The organism is Pedobacter sp. 22163 (assembly GCF_052045595.1).
Classification (GTDB): Bacteria; Bacteroidota; Bacteroidia; order Sphingobacteriales; family Sphingobacteriaceae; genus Pedobacter.
On sequence record NZ_JBQEPM010000010.1, the window covers coordinates 172,595 to 191,386 of the forward strand.

Sequence of the window (18,792 nt, forward strand, 5' to 3'; positions counted from 1 at the left end):
ATTATGTCTCACCTACTTAAGTATCTTTTAAAGAATTTGATAAAAAAATTATTTTTTTTATCTAGAGAAAATACATCAGGTTTCTTATCGTAACATTGATCAGCATTGCTGTTACCAATATTGTATTTGGTCTAGTGCCTTATATAAACGAGAAAGCCCCATATTTCTATGAGGCCAATTATTTTGTTTTATTCGCATCCACCAATAAAACTAAACCAAACAAACTAATGAAATTAAAAGACAAATAAGTTTGAGAATTGTTTTTAATAAATAAGAAAAACTTTCAATATTTTTTATTTGGTTGTAGGGAGAAAAACAGATGCTGCATATTGATATCGGTATCAGACCATGATAAAAATCGATAGTACAAAAAAAGCACCGAAATTTCCGGTGCCTTTAAATGTTGCGCTGTAATTCTAATTAATTTAAATCAAAACGATCTAAATTCATTACTTTATTCCAGGTGGCCACAAAGTCTTTCACAAATTTACCTTGTGCATCCGAGCTTGCATACACCTCTGCTATTGCCCTAAGTTCTGCATTAGAACCAAATACCAGATCGGCACGGGTCGCAGTCCATTTTGGCTGACCAGTTGAACGGCTGCTTCCGATATAGAGTTCTTTATCTTCTCCGACGGCTTTCCATGCGGTTTCCATATCCAATAGGTTTACAAAAAAATCGTTAGTTAACTGGCCGGGTTTTACGGTTAAGACACCATTTTTCGAACCGTCGAAATTTGTATCCAACGCACGTAAACCACCTACCAACACCGTCAGTTCAGGTGCTGTTAACGTTAGCAACTGTGCTTTATCAATCAGGAATTCTTCAGTAGGAACCGGAGATTTTGAATTACGGTAGTTACGGAAACCATCAGCAGCCGGCTCTAAATAACCAAAAGATTCTACATCGGTTTGCTCTTGTGAAGCATCCATTCGCCCTGGTGCAAAAGGTACTGTAACTGAATGACCGGCAGCAGCAGCAGCTTTTTCTACCGCAGCGGCACCTGCCAATACAATTAAATCGGCCAGTGAAACTTTTTTGCCATCAATTTGTGCTGCATTAAATTCATTTTGAATATCCGCTAATACACCCAATACTTTTTGCAATTGTGGAGGATTATTAATGGCCCAATCTTTTTGAGGAGCCAAACGGATCCGTGCACCATTGGCACCACCACGTTTATCAGAACCACGGAAAGTAGAAGCCGAAGCCCAGGCAGTAGAAACCAGTTCGGCCACACTCAATCCTGAAGCCAGTACTTTTACTTTTAATGCGGCAATATCAGTTTCATTGATCAATGCATGGTTAACAGCCGGTATTGGATCTTGCCAAAGCAATTCTTCCTGCGGTACATCTGGGCCCAGGTAACGTGCCAAAGGCCCCATATCGCGATGGGTTAATTTAAACCATGCCCTGGCAAATGCATCAGCAAACTGATCTGGATTTTCTAAAAAACGTCTTGATATTTTTTCATAAGCCGGATCGAACCTTAAAGAAAGATCGGTGGTAAGCATCGTTGGCAGGTGTTTTTTCGATCCATCAAATGCATCAGGAATAATAGCCTCAGCATTTATAGCTTTCCATTGATGTGCACCGGCAGGGCTTTTCGATAATTCCCACTCAAATCCAAACAGGTTTTCGAAGAAATTATTGCTCCATTGCGTTGGTGTTGTGGTCCAGGTTACTTCTAATCCACTCGTAATCGTATCAGCACCTTTGCCAGAAGCGTAACTATTGTTCCATCCTAAACCCTGGCTTTCGATACCAGCGGCTTCAGGCTCTTTGCCCACGTGATCTGCTGAAGCAGCACCATGGGTTTTACCAAAAGTGTGTCCGCCAGCAATTAATGCGACCGTTTCTTCATCATCCATTGCCATGCGACCAAAAGTATCTCGGATATCTTTCGCAGCAAGAATTGGATCTGGGTTTCCATCCGGGCCTTCAGGGTTTACATATATTAATCCCATCTGCACTGCTGCAAGTGGTTTTTCTAGATTACGGGAGTGAATATCTCCATCGGCATCGTCATCAGTAACCACTACACCATGCGCTTTATGTGCGCCATCAGAACCGTGTGCATAACGGAGATCGCCACCCAGCCAGGTGGTTTCCGAACCCCAATATACCGATTCATCAGCCTCCCAAACGTCCTCACGCCCACCTGCAAAACCAAAGGTTTTAAAACCCATCGATTCTAAGGCGATATTTCCTGTTAAGATCATTAAATCTGCCCACGAAATTTTGCGCCCGTATTTTCGTTTAATCGGCCAAAGTAATCTGCGGGCTTTATCAAGGCTCACATTATCCGGCCAGCTATTCAGTGGTGCAAAACGTTGTAATCCGGCACCGGCACCACCACGGCCATCGCCCACTCTGTAGGTTCCGGCACTATGCCATGCCATGCGGATAAATAAACCTCCATAGTGACCGAAATCTGCCGGCCACCACTCTTGCGAATCGGTCATCAGTGCATGAAGGTCTGCCTTTAATGCGGCTAAATCTAAACTTTTAAAAGCTTCGGCATAACTAAATTCACCATCCATTGGGTTGGATAAGTTAGAATGCTGGCGCAAAATACTCAGTTTTAACTGCTTTGGCCACCAGTCGCCATTTCTGGTACCACCACCACCTACATTACTCTTCATGCTGCCATTATGAAACGGGCACTTGCTAATATCGTTCGATTCTTTTTCCATATATTAATTTGTTAGTGAAATCCGATCCGTTGTTAAAACTTAATCAGATTATTATAAATTTAGAGAATTGAAAGAACTAATCACAATCATTTAATTCTATAATGGAATAGTTAGAATCTATTACTATGCTATATCAGCAATTTAGGAGGATGCCAGGGCTTTGATTCATAAAATTTAACTTTATGTTAATCCTTCCTTAAAATAAAAAGGCCACATTAAGCATTAAATTTCGAAAGGTACGATGTAACTCGCTTCTCAGAATATTCCCAAAAATTTCTTCTTCTTTTTACCGTTCTGTTTCCTGGCTTTTTCTGTTGCTTTTACTTGCTGGGCCCATTGCATTTTTGCTTTCCGGATGCTGTCTTCCCTCGCTGTTTGCAGCACTTGTCTGTATTGCTGATTTGCAATTTCAAATGGTGACCGATATGGGGTTGCCGGAGAGGCTGTGATATTATTATTTTCTGTCTTAGCTAGGCTGTAAACTACAAAGGCAACAACTAAGGCACAGGCGGCAGCGTAACCTAAAAAAGCCTTTCTTGGCGCATGGATGTAATTTTCCTGGTGATACTCACCGGTAGAAGTATTGTATTTTATTCCGGCCTTCAGGGCCAGGGGTTTTAATGTGGCCAGCTCTTTTTCAAGTTTTTCGTTCTTTTGCTGTGTCTCACCATATAAGGCGGCATAACGCAGGGCTTCGTTAGGCATGGTGTTTTCTCTGTCTCTGCTGTCTTGTGGTGCCGACAATATCCCGGCAGTAACTGCCTTCTGCAGTTCCATTCCATTCGCATATCGGTCATCTGGATTTTTTTGCAGGCATCGCCCGATCAGCTCAATCAACCAGTGAGGTATCTGCATTTCCGCATGCAGAATATCATCCTGAAATTTATCTTCCAGATTGCTTTTACGCAGTAACATGGCATCTGGGATTTCCTTTTCGAGGTGTGATATCATGACCGTATTGCGGGCGGTATCGCCTCCTTCTTCGAGCGGAAAAGGAACCCGTCCGGCCAGGAGTTCATACAGGATGATACCGTAACTATAGATATCTGTTTGTAGCAGCATTTCCCCCTCATGCTGTTCCGGTGCCATAAATTCTACAGCCCCGGCATGGCGAATGCTTGTCCTGCGCTGCTCTTCACTCATAATGGCCAGGCCAAAATCCAATAGCACATAATTGGCGGTCTGCGTATTGTACTTCACATTATTGCTTTTAACATCGCCGTGTTTGACCCCAAACTGATGACAGTGTGCAAGTGCCGCAGCCAATTGTTCAGCGACTTTTAACAGTTCTTTTACGGTGAAAACTTTTTGATGCGGAGGCAATAGCAGTTCGCTAAGTTCAGGGCCTTCGATGTATTCCATTTCTATATAAGGAAAGGATCCGCTATCGGTGATCCCTGAACTGAGTATCTTCACCACATTCGGGCTGGGATGGATGTTCACCTGCTGCAGCTTATTCACTTCATTGAGAAAATTCCGGTAGTTTTTATCGCTTTCATCCTCCACGTAGATTGGCGTAGGAATGAGTTTGATGGCAGAATAAACCGGTCCCATGCGCATCCCTTTGTAAACAGATCCCTGTCCACCGGTTTTTAATGCACCGAGGTTTTGTAGCCCTTCTGTAATTGTAAAAATTTTACTCATGATGCTGCGGCTTAAAGCTAAACTCCAGTACGACCGATTCGCCTAAGATAATCTGATCTCCCTCGGCTAATTCTTGCCCGATCTGGGTAGCATGGAGCTTTACGGTCTTTTCGGTAAGCGCTGAACGCAGTTTAACCTTATTTCGGGGTGGTATTCCACCTTCATCTGCGAAGATTACAAATTTGGCTATGCTGGTATCCCATTCGATGTGCGCATGCTGTCTGCTGATGTACTTATTTCGTTCATCATCACTTTCAGATGGAAATGCAATGTGGTTGGTGCGGAAATAACCTTCATCAGACTGTGCCCTTTCATCTCTACCGATATTGTATTTTCCACCCGAGGATGTTATTTCGTAGATTGGCTGTAAAGTCTTGCCGCTAAGTGCTTTCAGGTAAGCTTTAGCCTGTTGCATAACAAAATGGGTTTTGGTTTTAACCAATAGTGCTACCGGCAGATTTTGCATTTGAACCGCGTCGTCCGGAATAGCTTCGTCGAAAGCAACTGTGAGTGACCATCCTGAGGGCAGGTCCAAAGAATAATCATCGCTAATGCGTTGTATTTCGTTTTTTAACTGATCGGGATCCTCGGTAAACACCGCAGCTTCATATACATGGCGCGCTGCAGGGCTGCAGTAGATAAAAATACCCAAACCTTTGATATTTGCGCCTTCTCCTCCCTCCGCTTTTTGCAACTCCTGTTTTATAAATTGTAGTAATGCGTGTCTGATTCCCTTCACATCATCGGGATGTTCCCCACTTGCACTTTTGAAGAGGTCGAATATCATTTTCATCTGTATGTTATGTTAGTGCTTGCTACTGTGTTATTAAAAATGTCGAGTTCAACACCTGCGTTTTTCCTCAATGTGGTGAAGATATACAACTATTGATTGATGGTTTTAGTTAAAATACTTCATTTCTTCAATTAAATTCCGGTATAGCTGCATCTTGATCATTTTTGACCGAAGGAACAATACTTTTAATGTAGCCGCCCTCTTTTAAGAACGGTATTACATGTTTGCCGGCCAGTCTTACAGCATCTGATGATCCTTTGGTAGCCTCAATGCGTATACAGACTACAATATGGCCATTGCCAGTTGCAGTCGGTGCAAAAAACACATACCAGCCATCATTAATTTGCTGTTTTTTCCAGATCCGCTCCGGCGTACCGGTTTTACCGGCTACGGCTAGTCCAAGCGTTTGCACTTTTGGACTGCTCTGTTTGATCATATACTCCTGCATCAACCTGGCGTATGCCGGATTGTTTACTAATTTCGTACCAGTTTTTATCGCCTGTGGCTGATCGCTTACTTTAAGTACAAACCTGTTTGCAATCATATTTCCATTATTTGCAATCCCGGCAGCCATTCTTGCCACTGCCGCTGGGGTTGCAATAAGTGCGCCCTGCCCCCAAGACATTCCGGAAATTCCCTTTGCCCTGGTCTTTCGGATATTGTTGGGATCATACTTTGGTTTGGTGTTAAATTCGGTCCTGCGCCAAAGCTGTTTCCATTTTTCTTCCTGTGCTGCATTTTCGCTGGGCTTATTGTAATAATACCCTCCGGCACCATGTAGGAACATGCCTGTTTTTAAGTACAGCTCGCCCATGTTTTCCTGCAGCTGCTCCTGGTTTGCAAGCTTGATGAAATAGACGTTGTTGGATTTCACCACCGCACGTTCCAGATCAATCCATCCCGTTTCATCAGGCTCGATACCTTTTGTCCGGATACGCTCCCAGGAGGCCACCTGGTATTTTTTTTCGGCAGCGGCCATGCCCAGTTTATTGAAGGATGCCATGGCGGTAATCAGCTTAGCGGTTGAGCCTGGCTGTGTGAAATTGGTAAAGCCAAGGTCAGCGGTCGTTGTCCACCCGGAAAGCTGGTTCTGTTCTGCATTGGTCATGGTTAACCGTTCCCAATCATGTATGGGTGGCAGTGGATATACGGCTGAAGTAAGGACATCACCAGAACTTGCTTCCATGATCACTACAGAAACCCGGTTATCCAATAATGAAGTGTCGCGGGCAATTGACTTTTGGATCTTGGTCTGCAGGCCGGCATCCATGGTTAATTGTACATCGCGATTTTTATTTTTAAAATCTTCAACTTCTTTGCTGCTGATTCCGGCAAGGAGTAATGGAGAAAGTGCGGCGTAATCTTTTTTCACGACCGTCATTTCCTTAACTCCCCGTACCAGGAAACGGTTTTCGCTATATCGCTTTGCAAGAACTGTAAAACTCTTTTGAGGCAGTTTAAAGCCGCGGAGTTCGGCCGCGTGTTCATAATCAGCAAAATAGCCGTTAACACTTCCGTTAAATATGCCTGAATTTGCATCACCTGTCCAAAAAAACAGTTGTTCTTCGAAAGGATAATACCGGTCTAAACGCTGATGTACCGCCGAATCGAGATTGTAATTCGGGATACCTGCACCGATGAGTTTGAAATGTTGCGCCCTCACACTGTCGACATTGCTGGTTGCCATTAAAATTCCCTTGCGGTCGTGTATGGTTCCGGCTTTTAAACGGTTCATCAATATCGCGATACGCGGATTGTAACTGAACATTCTCGCGCCGCTACGGTCGGCTACCAAGGCCGGTTGTACCACCCATTTCCGGTTGTTTAGCACATAACCCGCTACATTAGCGCCCAATAGCAGGATGCCCAAACAGGCAGCAATTAGGGCCGGTACCAGGTTTTTGTCCTGCGCTTTGGCGATATACTGCATCTGTACTTCGCTGCCCCGGACAGCAGATACCGACAATAAAAATCCGGCGGCTAAAAAATTGAGTACAAGAGATGATCCCCCATAACTTTGAAAGGGGAGGGATACCCCCGATAGCGGTAGCGCTCCTGTAGAACCACCTGCGATGAGCAGAAACTGTACAAAGGTAGATACGCCGACCCCTGCACTTAAGTAAAAGAGAAATGGTGATCCGGTTCTCCTCCCGATAATAATGGATCGGTGAAGGTACAACAGGAACAGCAGGAAGATGCACAATATGCCTGTTAATCCAAATTCTTCACCTATCGAAGGTAAGATCATATCGGTATGTGCTTCAGGAATGGTTTTGGCAAAGCCCTGCCCTACGCCCTGGCCAGTTGCACCGCCTGTAGACATGGCCCACAGGCCGTTGGCCACCTGGTCGCCGCCATAAACCTCATTATTCCAGGCATCCTGCCAGATGGCTTTGCGATCTCCCAGGCGCTGCACAGGCCCAGGGAAGACGCGGTCCAGATATGGAATCTGATCAATCGTTAAAAAAGCAGACATGATCACGAGTACCATGATGGCGGACTCACTGAGCTGCCTGCGACCAAAAAACATCAGCATACCGACCAAAAGCAAGGTAATTGCGGTGGATATCCATACATTTTCAAAAATCCATGAGGCTAATACGTACAATATGATAGCGCCTGCCATGAACATAAAATCGCCCCGGGAGAATGAAAATAGTATAATAAAGGTGAAACAAACCACCATCGCCGGACCAAGGTCTCCCAATATCAGAAATAACATGAGCGTTAACAGTATCGCCAATAGGGCAAAGGAGAAAAATGACCATCTTTTTTTCCAGCTCATATATTCACTGATCAGTTTCTCGTTTACGGCAAAAAATCCTGCAAGAAAAAAAATGATCAGATACTTCACCACTTCACTGGGCTGAAATCCGAACAGGTTTACCTTTACACCACTCCCTTCTGGCCCGGTTCCGAATAAGATAGTGAGTGCCAGTAATCCAATAGCGGCCAGGGCCCAGGGCCAGCCGTTTGCGGCTGATCGGATGTTCTTAAATAAAAGCAGGCGATAAACCCAGGTATCGGTATTGAAACGGCGCAGTTTAATGCACAGCATCAATAAGATACCTCCAAAACCCATTAGCAGGTATAAAAGGGAATCTTTAGCTAAAAAACGGTCGCGCAGCGGATCCTGCAAACTCAGCAGCATCAGGAATGATATGCCAGTAAGCATCATCACTACGGGCAATATCACCTGATCAGCAGTACTGAATTTCCATGACAGGATGAAGTGGACAAGTAAAAACCCACCAATCAGGCTTCCGCAGATGATCATAAACCACTTGTTGAATTCTTCAGGCGTTCTGATAATCAGTGATTTTTCCTTTTTGAGAATATTGAAATCCCTGGTAGAAAAAAGCTTTATCGTATGTGGCCGCTGTTCAAATGTAAAGGCAGTATTTTCATCAAGGTTTTGTACACCCTTTGAGGCGCCAAACTGAAAACCTGGTTTTAAAGGCAATACCTTGAATGCCTGGTTGCCAGGCAACTTGGCAAAAGTGAATTCTCCGGCAGTACCGGTACGGGCATAGGCAGTAAGCTGGATTAATTTCCTTTTACCGGCAGTATCCAAAGTATAAACCTTTATAATGCCATTTGCTTTTTCAGTTATATTTTTAATGGTTTCTGTCGGCTCGTCATTGTAAATACTGTCCTGCGGCAATATCATTTCTAAACGAACTAAAACACCTGGCGCAGCTTTTTTATTTTCTACGATTCTCCCACTAATATTGTGCTCGCCCATGCCGAGATTTAGCTGGGAAGAGTAAGGGCGGGGATTACTTTGCTCCTGATCGAATTTAAGCGAATCATCACCGGTATAACCAAGCAATGCCCGGGATGCCAGCACCCTTGTTTTAAATGATTTACCTCCTTTTTCATAGGCCTTATCTGCAGGTAAAAAATACCTGCGTTTATTCACTTCGCCAATGTTGTCGAGTTCTTGGCCATTAGGCGTTGCAGATGCAATGGTTTTTTCTATCAGATCAATATCTCGCCGATCTTCAAAATAGTAACCTTTTTTAAGTAGGTTGCGGATATGTTCGGCAGGTTTTTCGGCATTCAGGTTAACCATTGTACCGGCGTTTAAGCGTGGCGCAACTTCTGCAAACCTTGGCTGAATGATCGCGTATAATTGGTAGAAGAAGAGCGCGAGAACAGTTGCGGTTGCTAATATGAAGATCCGTTCCTGGGTCCGGCTAACTTTGACAGTTCCTTTATTCTGCTCCATTTTTTGAATCTGCGGTTTTAGGGGTGTTACCTTTTAGTGCACCAATCTTCATTAGTGCTGCATTTACCGGTTTCCGGTCAGGGAAGTGGATGCTATTCTGTAAGGGAAGCAAACAATTGGTAAAAGTGACATTTTTGAGTAACAATGCCTGGTTTGAAATGGCGATAGCGGTAGCGAAGCCTTTAAACTGCAGGCTGTCCAGTTTCAATAGCCTGGATTGAGACAGCATCGTTATGGCTGCACCTTTGTATCCGCTATCCGCTTGCAGCACAATGCCCTTTGCGATAACATACAAGGTGTCTTTCCGCAGGCGTAAAGTATCGCTGATGAGTACCGGACTTTTAAAAATCGAGTCAGATAGTACCAGCGTGTCTCCCAGGGCATGGTCAAATGCATCTTGTAGTAACTGCTCCTGGCTGTTTCTCACTTTTTGTTTTGGTGATGGATTTAGTGTTGAAACAGGGGCTGCTGCGTGCTGGCGCTGCAGATACAGAAATACGGTAGTGCCAAGGAGTATAAGGCATAAAATAACCAACGCAGTGAACCAATAATTTCTTTTGGGCGCTGCATGAGTTTCTGGTGGTGGATTTTCAAGCGGCCGTATGGCCTCATTTCTTTCTGCTCCTACTGCTACCTTGGCGTGTTGTGTAAAGTCTGGTCTGGTGGGTTTTACCTCTTGAGGCTTTTTGTTGTTCTGCAGCAGCACAACGGTGATGTTGTCACGCCCGCCGTTTTCATTGGCAAGCGAGATGAGATTGCCTGCTTTTTTAGCAAGTGTATCTCCTTGTAGAAGCAGGGTAGTAATATCCTGCCTGTTTACCATATCGGTCAGCCCATCACTGCATAATAAGAGCAGATCGCCCGGCAGGAAAGGAGATTGACCGGTTTCGATGTAACTCTCGTCGGTAGCAATCTGATCACTGAAACCGATCGCCTTATTAATTTCATTACGTTTTGGATGCTGCATAGCAGCGGCCTCATCCAACCTTCCAGAATCTTCCAGAAAGCCCACAAATGAATGGTCTTTAGAGATTTTGATCAGCGATCCGTCCCGGAGCAGATATAATCGGGTATCGCCAACGTGCGCATAATAAAATTGATTATTTTCAATATCCGCAATTACCATAGTGGCCACACAGGCCATTTCAGAAAGGCCTGCGTCTGTTTGCTTTTTGGCAATAATCACTTCATTTGTATTCCTGAAAGCCATGATCATCTGCGAGATTAGATCGGCCGGACGATCTGAGAATTGCATCGACATCTGTTCCGTAGCAATACTTGCAGCTACTTCGCCGCCATGATAGCCACCTACGCCATCTATTACAGCTGCCAAAATCAATTGATCGTTGGTGAGGGACTTAACAATAAAGCTGTCCTCGTTGTTGTCTCTGGATTTGCCGGTGTCTGTGAGGCCAAAAAAGTGTTTATCCATTTTTATTACGGGAATTTTTAATGTCTTTAAAATGAACGATCATCAGCGCAACGACCAGCGATAACAATAAAATTGATAGCAGTTGCGACATAAGTTAGGATTTAAATAGGTTTATACCGATTATGCCGTTGAGCAACATCCTGGAGTTCAGCGGCAAAGAAACCCATTGTGGCGAATTAATTTCGCTGCGTTGTACCAAAACCTCGTTCAAAGTAGTCAGTTCGCCGAAAGAAGCTAAATAGAAATTACCATCTGTTTTGTTATAGCGGATGTGTAGGTGCGGTGAATTGGCCCATTCTGAGGCGATCTTGAAAATATTGGAATCTTCGCGCTCTTCATCGTTACCCGAAACGATAGTATCTTCTGTTTTAATCAGGAACTCTATTTTTTTGCCCGAAAACTGCTTATCGGGTATGATGGCTTCCAGCCGGCCAAGAACGGCCTGGTCCTTGGATGGGGTCGTATTACCCTCAACATATTCCAATTGCGCATCGTATGGGATTTCCATATAGCCTTCGCTGTAGTAAGTGAAGCCCTTTAAAATATCATTGTTAATATCGAATGTCTGCGCAATACCGGTTTGTCGGGGAATGAATGTTACACGGAGATTTTCCGATTTTTGATTGTTGTCTGGCAACAATTTTCCGATAAAGCCCTTATCGCCCCTTGCGTAATCCGGATGTGATACCAACCGGAATACCCATTTTGAGCCTGATGGCTCTACATTTTTCCCGGCCTGCCGGTGTTCTCTTAAAATTGCATAGAACTTTTTGACAGTTTCCTGTACGATTAAGCCTAAAATCCCTTGTTTATTGTCTATAAATTCACGGTAATCTTCAGCGTTGAAGGTGATAATGAATTCATGATAAAAAACGATGCGATCGGCAAAAGATAATTCCCTGATGGACTCCTTAAATTTATCAACGATAAAGCTGTAGATGGTTTCCGGAGTGAGTTGCGGTGCTTTTTGGTCGCTGCTCTTGTTTTCATCGGTTAGAAACCAATCCTGAATACCTATACGCTGCCAGAAATTTGATTTTGTTTCCATAAGTAAGGGTGCCTATGTGGCGGTTAAGGGCAATTTTTTAAAAAATTAAAACTGTACAGGACTCGCTGCAGTATCGGGGTTAAGGTCTTCTGTGCTATCGGCAGCTTTATCTCTGGCTTTTTTGATCTCCGCATTAATTGCACTATCCACCGCCCGCTTTGTTGCCGCTGCTTCAGCCATCTTGCGCTGATTCGCCATTCTCCTTCTTTCCTGTGCTGTGGTATCAACTGCCGGTGGGATCGAATCGATGGTTTGAACGGCTTGCTGTGCCTGTGGCTCGCTGCGAAACTGTGAATAGCCCAAGAAAGCAATCAATCCGATAATTGAGATGATCATAAACGCAAATGCAAAATGAGGTAACAGTATACCGTTTCTTTCAGGGGCCAGCGCTGTATTTTCCAGAGCTAACACCTGTTTGCGAAGCATTTCGTTCTCCGCTTTGAGCGAATCCATAGCTTTATTGTCTATGGGTAAAACATTGCCCGATAAGCTTCCGCTAAGCACTGCTTCATGCAAGGCCATTCCATCGTTGTATCTGAGCAGAGGATCTTTCTGCAGGCATTTTTCGATCAGTTTTAGGAGCCAATCCGGAACCTGCATCTCCCGGGTTTTCTGTTCCTCGGTCCAGCTCGTGGGTAAGTTTGTCCTGCGCAGGGCAATCACGTCAGGCACTTCGCTTTCCATATGACTAATCATTACCGAATTTCGTCCGGTATCGCTATTTCCAGGCAAAGGAAAGGGAACCTCACCTCCGAGTAATTCATATAAGATGATACCATAACTGTAAACATCGGTTTGCAGAAGCATTTTGCCTTCATTTTGTTCGGGTGCCATAAACTCCACCGCACCTGCGTGCCGGATGCTACTTCTACGCTGCTCCTCACTCATAATGGCGAGTCCGAAATCCAGCAGTACATAGTTTGCTGTGTGCAAATTGTATTTAACGTTATTGCTCTTCACGTCGCCATGTTTTACCCCAAGTTTATGGCAGTGCTCAAGGGCAGCAGCAAGATGTTGTGCAACTTTTATAACTTCGCTTAGTGTAAATATCTTTTGGTGAGGGGGTTGGAGCAGCTCACAAAGGTCAGGTCCTTCTATATACTCCATTTCTATAAATGGGAAGGATCCGCTTTCGGTTATACCAAAACTGAGCATTTTTACAACATTGGGACTGGGGTTCTCATTTACCTTGAGCAACTTTGCCACCTCGTTTTCAAAATTGCGGTAATTTTTATCGTCGCGGTTCTCGGTGTATATTGGAGTAGGGATTAATTTTACTGCGGAGTAAATTGCACCGATGCGTTTCCCTTTATATACCGATCCCTGTCCGCCCGTTCGCAGCGCTCCTAAATTCTCTAACCCTTCTGTAATTGTAAATACTTTACTCATATTTCTCCTTATAACAATAATAGGAATTTTTTGTTGCCAAATAATAATTTAAATGTGATGGGGCATACACAGCCCTTCCTTTTTTTGCCGGGCCGGGAGAAAATTTCTACTGTTGCCGGCATTATCCGATTTATAACATGAGCTGGTTAAAAAAGATGATGATATCCCTAATAACGTGCCCCGGTTTCATATCTTATTTATGGAGCCATTATTATGCCAGAACGGAGTATGTAATGCAACAAGTGGTTAGTGCGATTAAAAAGCAGTTAGTCCGAACTTTTGTCGATTCAACGCTCAGGAAAGAAAACCCTGAAAATTCACAGCGACAACCGTCTTTTTGTCTCTGAATTTCTGGCGTTGGTCGATTAGCTTCCCAGGCTGGTATAATGCTGTGATTTGCGCTGAAACGTTTCCAGTGGTTGCACGTCTTAACATCAGAACAATCAATAAAAACATTATAAAAATTAAAACTCAAAGCATATGAAAACTTTATTCAAAACATTATTCGCATCATCTTTAGCATTGGCATTATGTACTTCAGCAGTATTATCAGCTAACGCAACTGAAACCATCAAACCCGTTTACGCTTCAAAAGCTTTGAGCTTCAAACGCATTCAAGTAAAAGGAAATGTAGAGTTGACGATCATCCAGGGAAAACGTACCGGTATCAGCTACGCAGATGAAAACACCGGCAAAGTTAAGGTTATGCAGAGCGGAGATGGTTTAGAGATTACCTCTTTGGATAACAGCACCGCAAAACTTACCATTTATGTAAATGAGATTTATCGCATCCATGCAATGGATAACGCTAAAGTAAAAACACAAGGTAAAATCAATGCGCAATATCTGCAGGTTTTCTTAAGCGGAAATGCATCACTAGACTTAAACTCACAGACTGAAGGCTTGTATACTGTGATCGAAGATCATGCTGATTTGACCTTAAGTGGTTCAACTGGCGACCATATGCTCGTAATGGGCAAAGGACAAAAGCTGACTATGGATAAATTCGTTGCAGCTAATACAAAAACCAGCTTAAACACGGAAAATGCACTAGCTTCCCTTAGCAAATAAAAAAAGAATTATATTTTGGTTCAGGCGGTCTGTTTACGGACCGCCTTTTTTGTTTAATCGATACAGTTCTGTTCTGGATCAATCTGAAAAAAAGAAAAATGCATGCGTTTCAACACCCGATCGATCTTATCCTTGATCTCGATATGGCAATTCCGCCTATAATTGCATATCCCCGAAATAGTTAAGGTTTCTCAGCTTTCAATGTTAATAGCGGTTTCCCTTTTACTACGATATAAGTTGCCAGTTCAGAGGCTTTTAATTTGCCAATATTCCTGGCGGAATGATTTTTTCCGGCGGGAATGAAAAGTACTCCACCTGCTTTTACTACAACAGGCTTCTCTCCCTCAATTACATATTCCAGCTCCCCTTCTAAAACATTAATAATTTCCTCGCCCGGATGTGAATGCAGGCCAAATGCCTTGCCTGGCTCAAAGTCAACACGTACCTGGATCGCTTCGTATCCCGGCACAGAAAGATCATGCCGTTGAAGATCTGTGCGCTTGATACCAGATTGTTGCGCTATTGCTTTATTTGACATTAAGCAGCTAAGCATGCCTAAAATGGCAATGATGTGTAAGAAGTAATGTTGATAGGTTTTCATTTTTTTTTGGTTTAAAGATTTATTTAGCAAGTGCTATACAATCGATTTCGATTAAAGCACCTAGAGGCAAAGCGTTAATTTGAACAGAAGTTCTGGCGGGCCTTCTTTCTGAAAGGTAACTGGTATAAATTTCATTTACCTCCTTTAACTGTGAAATATCTTTCAGATATATATTTACTTTGATCAAATCTTTCATGTCCGAATGATGCTGTTCCAATAAAATCCTGAGATTATCCATAATTTGCCTGGTTTGTGAATCCAGATCTGGCTGCAGCAATTTTGTTTTTGGATTTATGCCTAACTGGCCCGAAGCGTATAGAATCCCATTGGCAATGACAGCTTTTGAATAAGGCACATTTTCTTCGCTCAAGGCATACCTTACTACACCAGCATACGGTTTACAGGAGCAAACAGATATCACGAGAAATAGCCAAAATACAATTTTCATTTCCTTTAAGGTATTAAGACAGATGTAGAGAATAATTCTACATCTGTCTTATGATATTTACTGTTTAATAAAGCTTAAAAGTTCTGAGTTGAATTTTTCCATCTCCTCGATGAACAGTGCATGGCCGCTTTTTTCAAGAGGGACCAGTTTAGCATTTTTAAGTAGTTTATTCATTTGTTCTGCCAGGTCATAGGAACAGATTTTATCTGATCTACCATGTAAAATCAGTGTAGGTAATTGAATTTTTTTCAGGTCGGCACGCAGATCAGTATCTCTTAACGTCTTAAGCCCTTCTGCCATTGCGTAAGGCGAGGCCTGCGCCTGGATTGTTCCCAACCACGCACCATAACCTGGCGCAACACTTGTCTGGTTTGCGGGAAAAATCTGCCCAAAATTAGTAAGCAATTGTGGCCTGTCGGTGTTATTCAATTTGATTAAACCGTCTACGTCTTCTTTTGTCCAAAGCCCGAAGTTAAAATCCGTTCTTTTTGTCCATATTGGAGCAGCTGCTCCAAATAAGGCCATTTTTGATACATGCGCGCCGTTGTACTTAGCTACATAATGAATCACTGTTGCCCCACCCATCGAAAATCCACCAATTGTGGCATTTTTGATATTTAATTTATCAAGAATAACTTTGATATCATCGGCAAAAACATCGTAATTGTATTTGCCTCCCGGTTTGTCTGAAAGGCCAAATCCCCGTAGCGTAATGCCGATTACCCTAAAGCCTTTTTCTACAAAATAAGCATACTGATACTCGTACATGGCATCGCTTAACGGCCATCCGTGGATCAAGATTAAAGGCTGCCCTTCACCCAGGTCGGTTACGTGAAGTTTTACATTTTTCTCAACTTCTATGTATTCCTCACGCCCATACGCAGCTGCAGGCCTGTTTGTTTGTCCGTAGGCAATAACGCTAGTCAATAATGTGATCAGCAATCCGATTGTTGAAGTTAAATTTTTCATTTTTATAAATAATATTTAAGAATCGTTAATAATGGCAATATGGTTTGCCCTTATCAGTCTGCAAATTTATCCGGCACTTCTTGTAAATCCTGTTAATGAAATCATAACGAAATGTTAATGGAACCAGACCGCTTTAATTTTTTATTATTTTAGCGCAAAATGACCGAGCTCAAAAAGTATCAAACGACTGCCTTCACGGGGTTTATCATCCTTGTTGGGGTGCTGCTGTACCTGATTTATAATACGTTTGAACTGAAGAACAAGCAATATCAGGTCGATTTGAAACAAAAGCTGAAACAGTTTTACTTAAAAAACGTCAGCAAGGAGAGTATTTATGCCGGAGGGTTTTCGCTCCTGGACAGCTATCTCGTTAAAAATATCGAATCCTTAGAAAGTGAATATCTTAAATCCGGTTCCATAAAAAACCAGTACACTGATTCACTTCTTGCAATGATGTTTGAGGAGTTACAAACCAGAAATCCAACTGACTCTCTCATACAAGAGATAAAAAAACAATATAAACTGGATGATCAACTTGAATACCTCATTGTCATCAACAGCATCAGCCTGCGGTTCAGCGATAACAAGCCAATCCCTTTATATCACTATCAGAAAAAATATTCGTATCTAAAAGCAAATCTACAGTCTCCACAGGGCTACATCGTTAGCGGAAAACTTAAGTCTCCCAAACCACAAAACATAGTCACTTCAATGTCCATGGGGCCATCCAGTCCTTATTCCTATGATATTACTGTCACTTTCTTTGCCGATCGCATTGACAGACAAGCTGAAATCTTTAAAAGTGCTATTCCGGTTTTATTGCTTACGCTGTTCGCATTACTGTTAATCTTTTTTGTTTATTATTTTACATTTAAAAGCTGGTCTAAACAAAAAAAGATATCAGACATGAAATCTGATTTCATCAACGGCATTACCCACGAATTCAACACTCCTATTTCGACAATTATGGTTGCGAATCGGGCTATACAGAATGAAAAAGTATTTAAAAGCAAAGAAAGTATTACTGAATTTACTGAAATCATTGCAAGACAGACCAAGCAGTTACAGACCTTGTTTGATCAGGTGATGGACATTACCCGAGTAAATACCGAAATAGAAAAAAAAGAGGTTATTTTCTGCCAACTTTTAGCTGAGGTAATACAGGACTACCGTGTTAAAACGAATGATAAAAATCTCTATTTTTACACTCAGGGTATAAACAACGAAACGCAGGTATGCCTAAATAGATTCTGGGTTACGACAATGTTATCTAATATCTTCGACAACGCTATAAAGTACAGTGATAAAACGCCTAAGGAAATACATATCACCGTTGATGGGACACCGAATGGTTTGAGGATCAGTATAAGAGATAATGGAATAGGAATGGAAGAATACACAGTTAAACATCTCTTCGACAAGTTTTACAGGGGCAAAAATCCTGGTCGGGAACATGTTAGCGGCTTAGGCCTTGGCATGTATTATGTGCAGCAATGCATCCAGATCCATAATTGGAAGTTGGAAGTGCAAAGTAGCATCGGACGGGGAAGCGAAATTTTAATTGTGATCTAATGTCGGCCGTAAAGAGAAAACTACTTTATGTGGAGGATGAAACAGATCTGGGTAATGTAACCCGACAGTACCTTGAACTGATGGATTTTTCGGTGGATTGGTGCTGTTCCGGAGCAGAAGCTATTAGCCTATACCAAAAAAATCACGCTGATTACAATCTGGTTATCATAGATATTAAACTTCCCGATATTGATGGGTTCGGGGTTGCTGGAAAAATCAGGGAACGCAACCCCGATGTATACTTTCTTTTTCTTACCGCACGCAAAGAGAAACCCGACAGGATGAAAGGACTTACACTTGGTGCAGTAGATTATATCTGTAAACCTTTTGACGTTGATGAACTGGTATTAAGAATCCGTAACATTATCTGGCATCAAATCCCTAAGGCACAGCGTGAAAAGCAATTAGTATCTAATATACTGAACATAGGTGACCTATGCCTCAATAAAGACTTGCTGGAATTGAGCATACCTGGGCAAACCCCAATGTCGTTAACACAGCGTGAAGCGGAGTTGCTGGAATATCTAAACAAAAACCGGAACGTAATCACCAAGCGGGAAGAGATTCTGGTTCAGATCTGGGGAGAAAGCGACTATTTTTTAGGAAGAAGCCTTGATGTTTTTATCGTCAGACTACGGAAATTGCTTGCTGTTTCTTCAAATGTAAAAATCAACAATGTTTATGGCGTTGGATTTATATTTTCAGTGGCTGGAATGGAGCAATCCTGACTTAGTTTTCGCACCGCCGCCTTTTCAATTACCTGCCAACCTTAATTACTGAAATTGTTTGTTTTAACGAGATGATTTTTGATAATTAGAATTACATTAAACCGATTACCGGTAACGGCTTCCGGGATTACATGCTCAGGACAAACTTTGTCACAAACTATCGAATGGG

The 18,792-nt window shown here is 42.6% G+C and carries 13 protein-coding genes; 3 read left to right on the top strand and 10 right to left on the bottom strand.

Annotated features, from left to right (window positions below):
* Positions 1-420: 420 nt before the first annotated feature.
* The 7 genes from katG to ACTJKN_RS23085 all read right to left on the bottom strand — a co-directional run bounded on the left by katG (position 421) and on the right by ACTJKN_RS23085 (position 13,234).
* A complete protein-coding gene (katG, locus tag ACTJKN_RS23055) occupies positions 421-2,697 on the bottom strand; it encodes a catalase/peroxidase HPI (RefSeq protein WP_440828054.1) in 2,277 nt (758 codons plus the stop codon).
* A gap of 255 nt (positions 2,698-2,952) precedes the next feature.
* Positions 2,953-4,341 carry a serine/threonine protein kinase gene (locus ACTJKN_RS23060; protein WP_440828055.1) on the bottom strand — a complete coding sequence of 463 codons (1,389 nt, stop codon included), beginning with the start codon at positions 4,339-4,341 and terminating at the stop codon, positions 2,953-2,955.
* Entirely contained in the window at positions 4,334-5,134 is an 801-nt protein-coding gene (locus ACTJKN_RS23065) for an FHA domain-containing protein (RefSeq protein ID WP_440828056.1), read from the bottom strand. Before ACTJKN_RS23065 ends, ACTJKN_RS23060 begins: the two co-directional genes overlap by 8 nt.
* A gap of 127 nt (positions 5,135-5,261) precedes the next feature.
* Positions 5,262-9,365: an FtsW/RodA/SpoVE family cell cycle protein gene (locus ACTJKN_RS23070; RefSeq protein ID WP_440828057.1), complete on the bottom strand. Its 4,104-nt coding sequence runs from the start codon at positions 9,363-9,365 to the stop codon at positions 5,262-5,264.
* On the bottom strand, positions 9,352-10,797 hold the full coding sequence (locus ACTJKN_RS23075; protein ID WP_440828058.1) for a PP2C family protein-serine/threonine phosphatase: 1,446 nt from the start codon (positions 10,795-10,797) through the stop codon (positions 9,352-9,354). The genes ACTJKN_RS23070 and ACTJKN_RS23075 overlap by 14 nt, the downstream gene beginning before the upstream one ends.
* A gap of 94 nt (positions 10,798-10,891) precedes the next feature.
* Positions 10,892-11,845, bottom strand: a complete 954-nt coding sequence (locus ACTJKN_RS23080; RefSeq protein ID WP_440828059.1) for a hypothetical protein — start codon at positions 11,843-11,845, stop codon at positions 10,892-10,894.
* A 45-nt stretch (positions 11,846-11,890) separates the two neighbouring features.
* Complete coding sequence (locus ACTJKN_RS23085; RefSeq protein ID WP_440828060.1) at positions 11,891-13,234, bottom strand: serine/threonine-protein kinase; 1,344 nt, start codon at positions 13,232-13,234, stop codon at positions 11,891-11,893.
* 480 nt (positions 13,235-13,714) lie between these two features.
* On the opposite strand from ACTJKN_RS23085, the gene ACTJKN_RS23090 reads away from it, so the two are divergent.
* A complete protein-coding gene (locus ACTJKN_RS23090) occupies positions 13,715-14,305 on the top strand; it encodes a GIN domain-containing protein (protein ID WP_440828061.1) in 591 nt (196 codons plus the stop codon).
* A gap of 181 nt (positions 14,306-14,486) precedes the next feature.
* On the opposite strand, the gene ACTJKN_RS23095 is transcribed toward ACTJKN_RS23090, so the two are convergent.
* The 3 genes from ACTJKN_RS23095 to ACTJKN_RS23105 are packed head-to-tail and all read right to left on the bottom strand — an operon-like array spanning position 14,487 to position 16,323.
* Positions 14,487-14,906 carry a cupin domain-containing protein gene (locus ACTJKN_RS23095; RefSeq protein ID WP_440828062.1) on the bottom strand — a complete coding sequence of 140 codons (420 nt, stop codon included), beginning with the start codon at positions 14,904-14,906 and terminating at the stop codon, positions 14,487-14,489.
* A gap of 19 nt (positions 14,907-14,925) precedes the next feature.
* Positions 14,926-15,354, bottom strand: a complete 429-nt coding sequence (locus ACTJKN_RS23100) for a RidA family protein (RefSeq protein ID WP_440828063.1) — start codon at positions 15,352-15,354, stop codon at positions 14,926-14,928.
* A gap of 57 nt (positions 15,355-15,411) precedes the next feature.
* Positions 15,412-16,323, bottom strand: a complete 912-nt coding sequence (locus tag ACTJKN_RS23105) for an alpha/beta fold hydrolase (protein WP_440828064.1) — start codon at positions 16,321-16,323, stop codon at positions 15,412-15,414.
* Between the two features lie 159 nt (positions 16,324-16,482).
* Here ACTJKN_RS23105 and ACTJKN_RS23110 point away from each other — a divergent pair, with 159 nt between their 5' ends.
* Together ACTJKN_RS23110 and ACTJKN_RS23115 are read left to right on the top strand one after the other, a co-directional pair.
* The gene (locus ACTJKN_RS23110; RefSeq protein ID WP_440828065.1) at positions 16,483-17,895 is read left to right on the top strand and encodes a sensor histidine kinase; all 1,413 of its coding nucleotides are present in this window, start codon (positions 16,483-16,485) and stop codon (positions 17,893-17,895) included.
* Complete coding sequence (locus ACTJKN_RS23115) at positions 17,895-18,623, top strand: response regulator transcription factor (RefSeq protein WP_440828066.1); 729 nt, start codon at positions 17,895-17,897, stop codon at positions 18,621-18,623. Before ACTJKN_RS23110 ends, ACTJKN_RS23115 begins: the two co-directional genes overlap by 1 nt.
* Positions 18,624-18,792: the final 169 nt, after the last annotated feature.

Coding starts and splice junctions, on each gene's coding strand:
- ACTJKN_RS23090 (WP_440828061.1), top strand. CDS start 13,715: ATGAAAACTTTATTCAAAACATTATTCGCATCATCTTTAGCATTGGCA.
- ACTJKN_RS23100 (WP_440828063.1), bottom strand. CDS start 15,354: ATGAAAATTGTATTTTGGCTATTTCTCGTGATATCTGTTTGCTCCTGT.
- ACTJKN_RS23065 (WP_440828056.1), bottom strand. CDS start 5,134: ATGAAAATGATATTCGACCTCTTCAAAAGTGCAAGTGGGGAACATCCC.
- ACTJKN_RS23110 (WP_440828065.1), top strand. CDS start 16,483: ATGACCGAGCTCAAAAAGTATCAAACGACTGCCTTCACGGGGTTTATC.
- ACTJKN_RS23105 (WP_440828064.1), bottom strand. CDS start 16,323: ATGAAAAATTTAACTTCAACAATCGGATTGCTGATCACATTATTGACT.
- ACTJKN_RS23115 (WP_440828066.1), top strand. CDS start 17,895: ATGTCGGCCGTAAAGAGAAAACTACTTTATGTGGAGGATGAAACAGAT.
- ACTJKN_RS23095 (WP_440828062.1), bottom strand. CDS start 14,906: ATGAAAACCTATCAACATTACTTCTTACACATCATTGCCATTTTAGGC.
- ACTJKN_RS23080 (WP_440828059.1), bottom strand. CDS start 11,845: ATGGAAACAAAATCAAATTTCTGGCAGCGTATAGGTATTCAGGATTGG.
- ACTJKN_RS23070 (WP_440828057.1), bottom strand. CDS start 9,365: ATGGAGCAGAATAAAGGAACTGTCAAAGTTAGCCGGACCCAGGAACGG.
- katG (WP_440828054.1), bottom strand. CDS start 2,697: ATGGAAAAAGAATCGAACGATATTAGCAAGTGCCCGTTTCATAATGGC.
- ACTJKN_RS23060 (WP_440828055.1), bottom strand. CDS start 4,341: ATGAGTAAAATTTTTACAATTACAGAAGGGCTACAAAACCTCGGTGCA.
- ACTJKN_RS23075 (WP_440828058.1), bottom strand. CDS start 10,797: ATGGATAAACACTTTTTTGGCCTCACAGACACCGGCAAATCCAGAGAC.
- ACTJKN_RS23085 (WP_440828060.1), bottom strand. CDS start 13,234: ATGAGTAAAGTATTTACAATTACAGAAGGGTTAGAGAATTTAGGAGCG.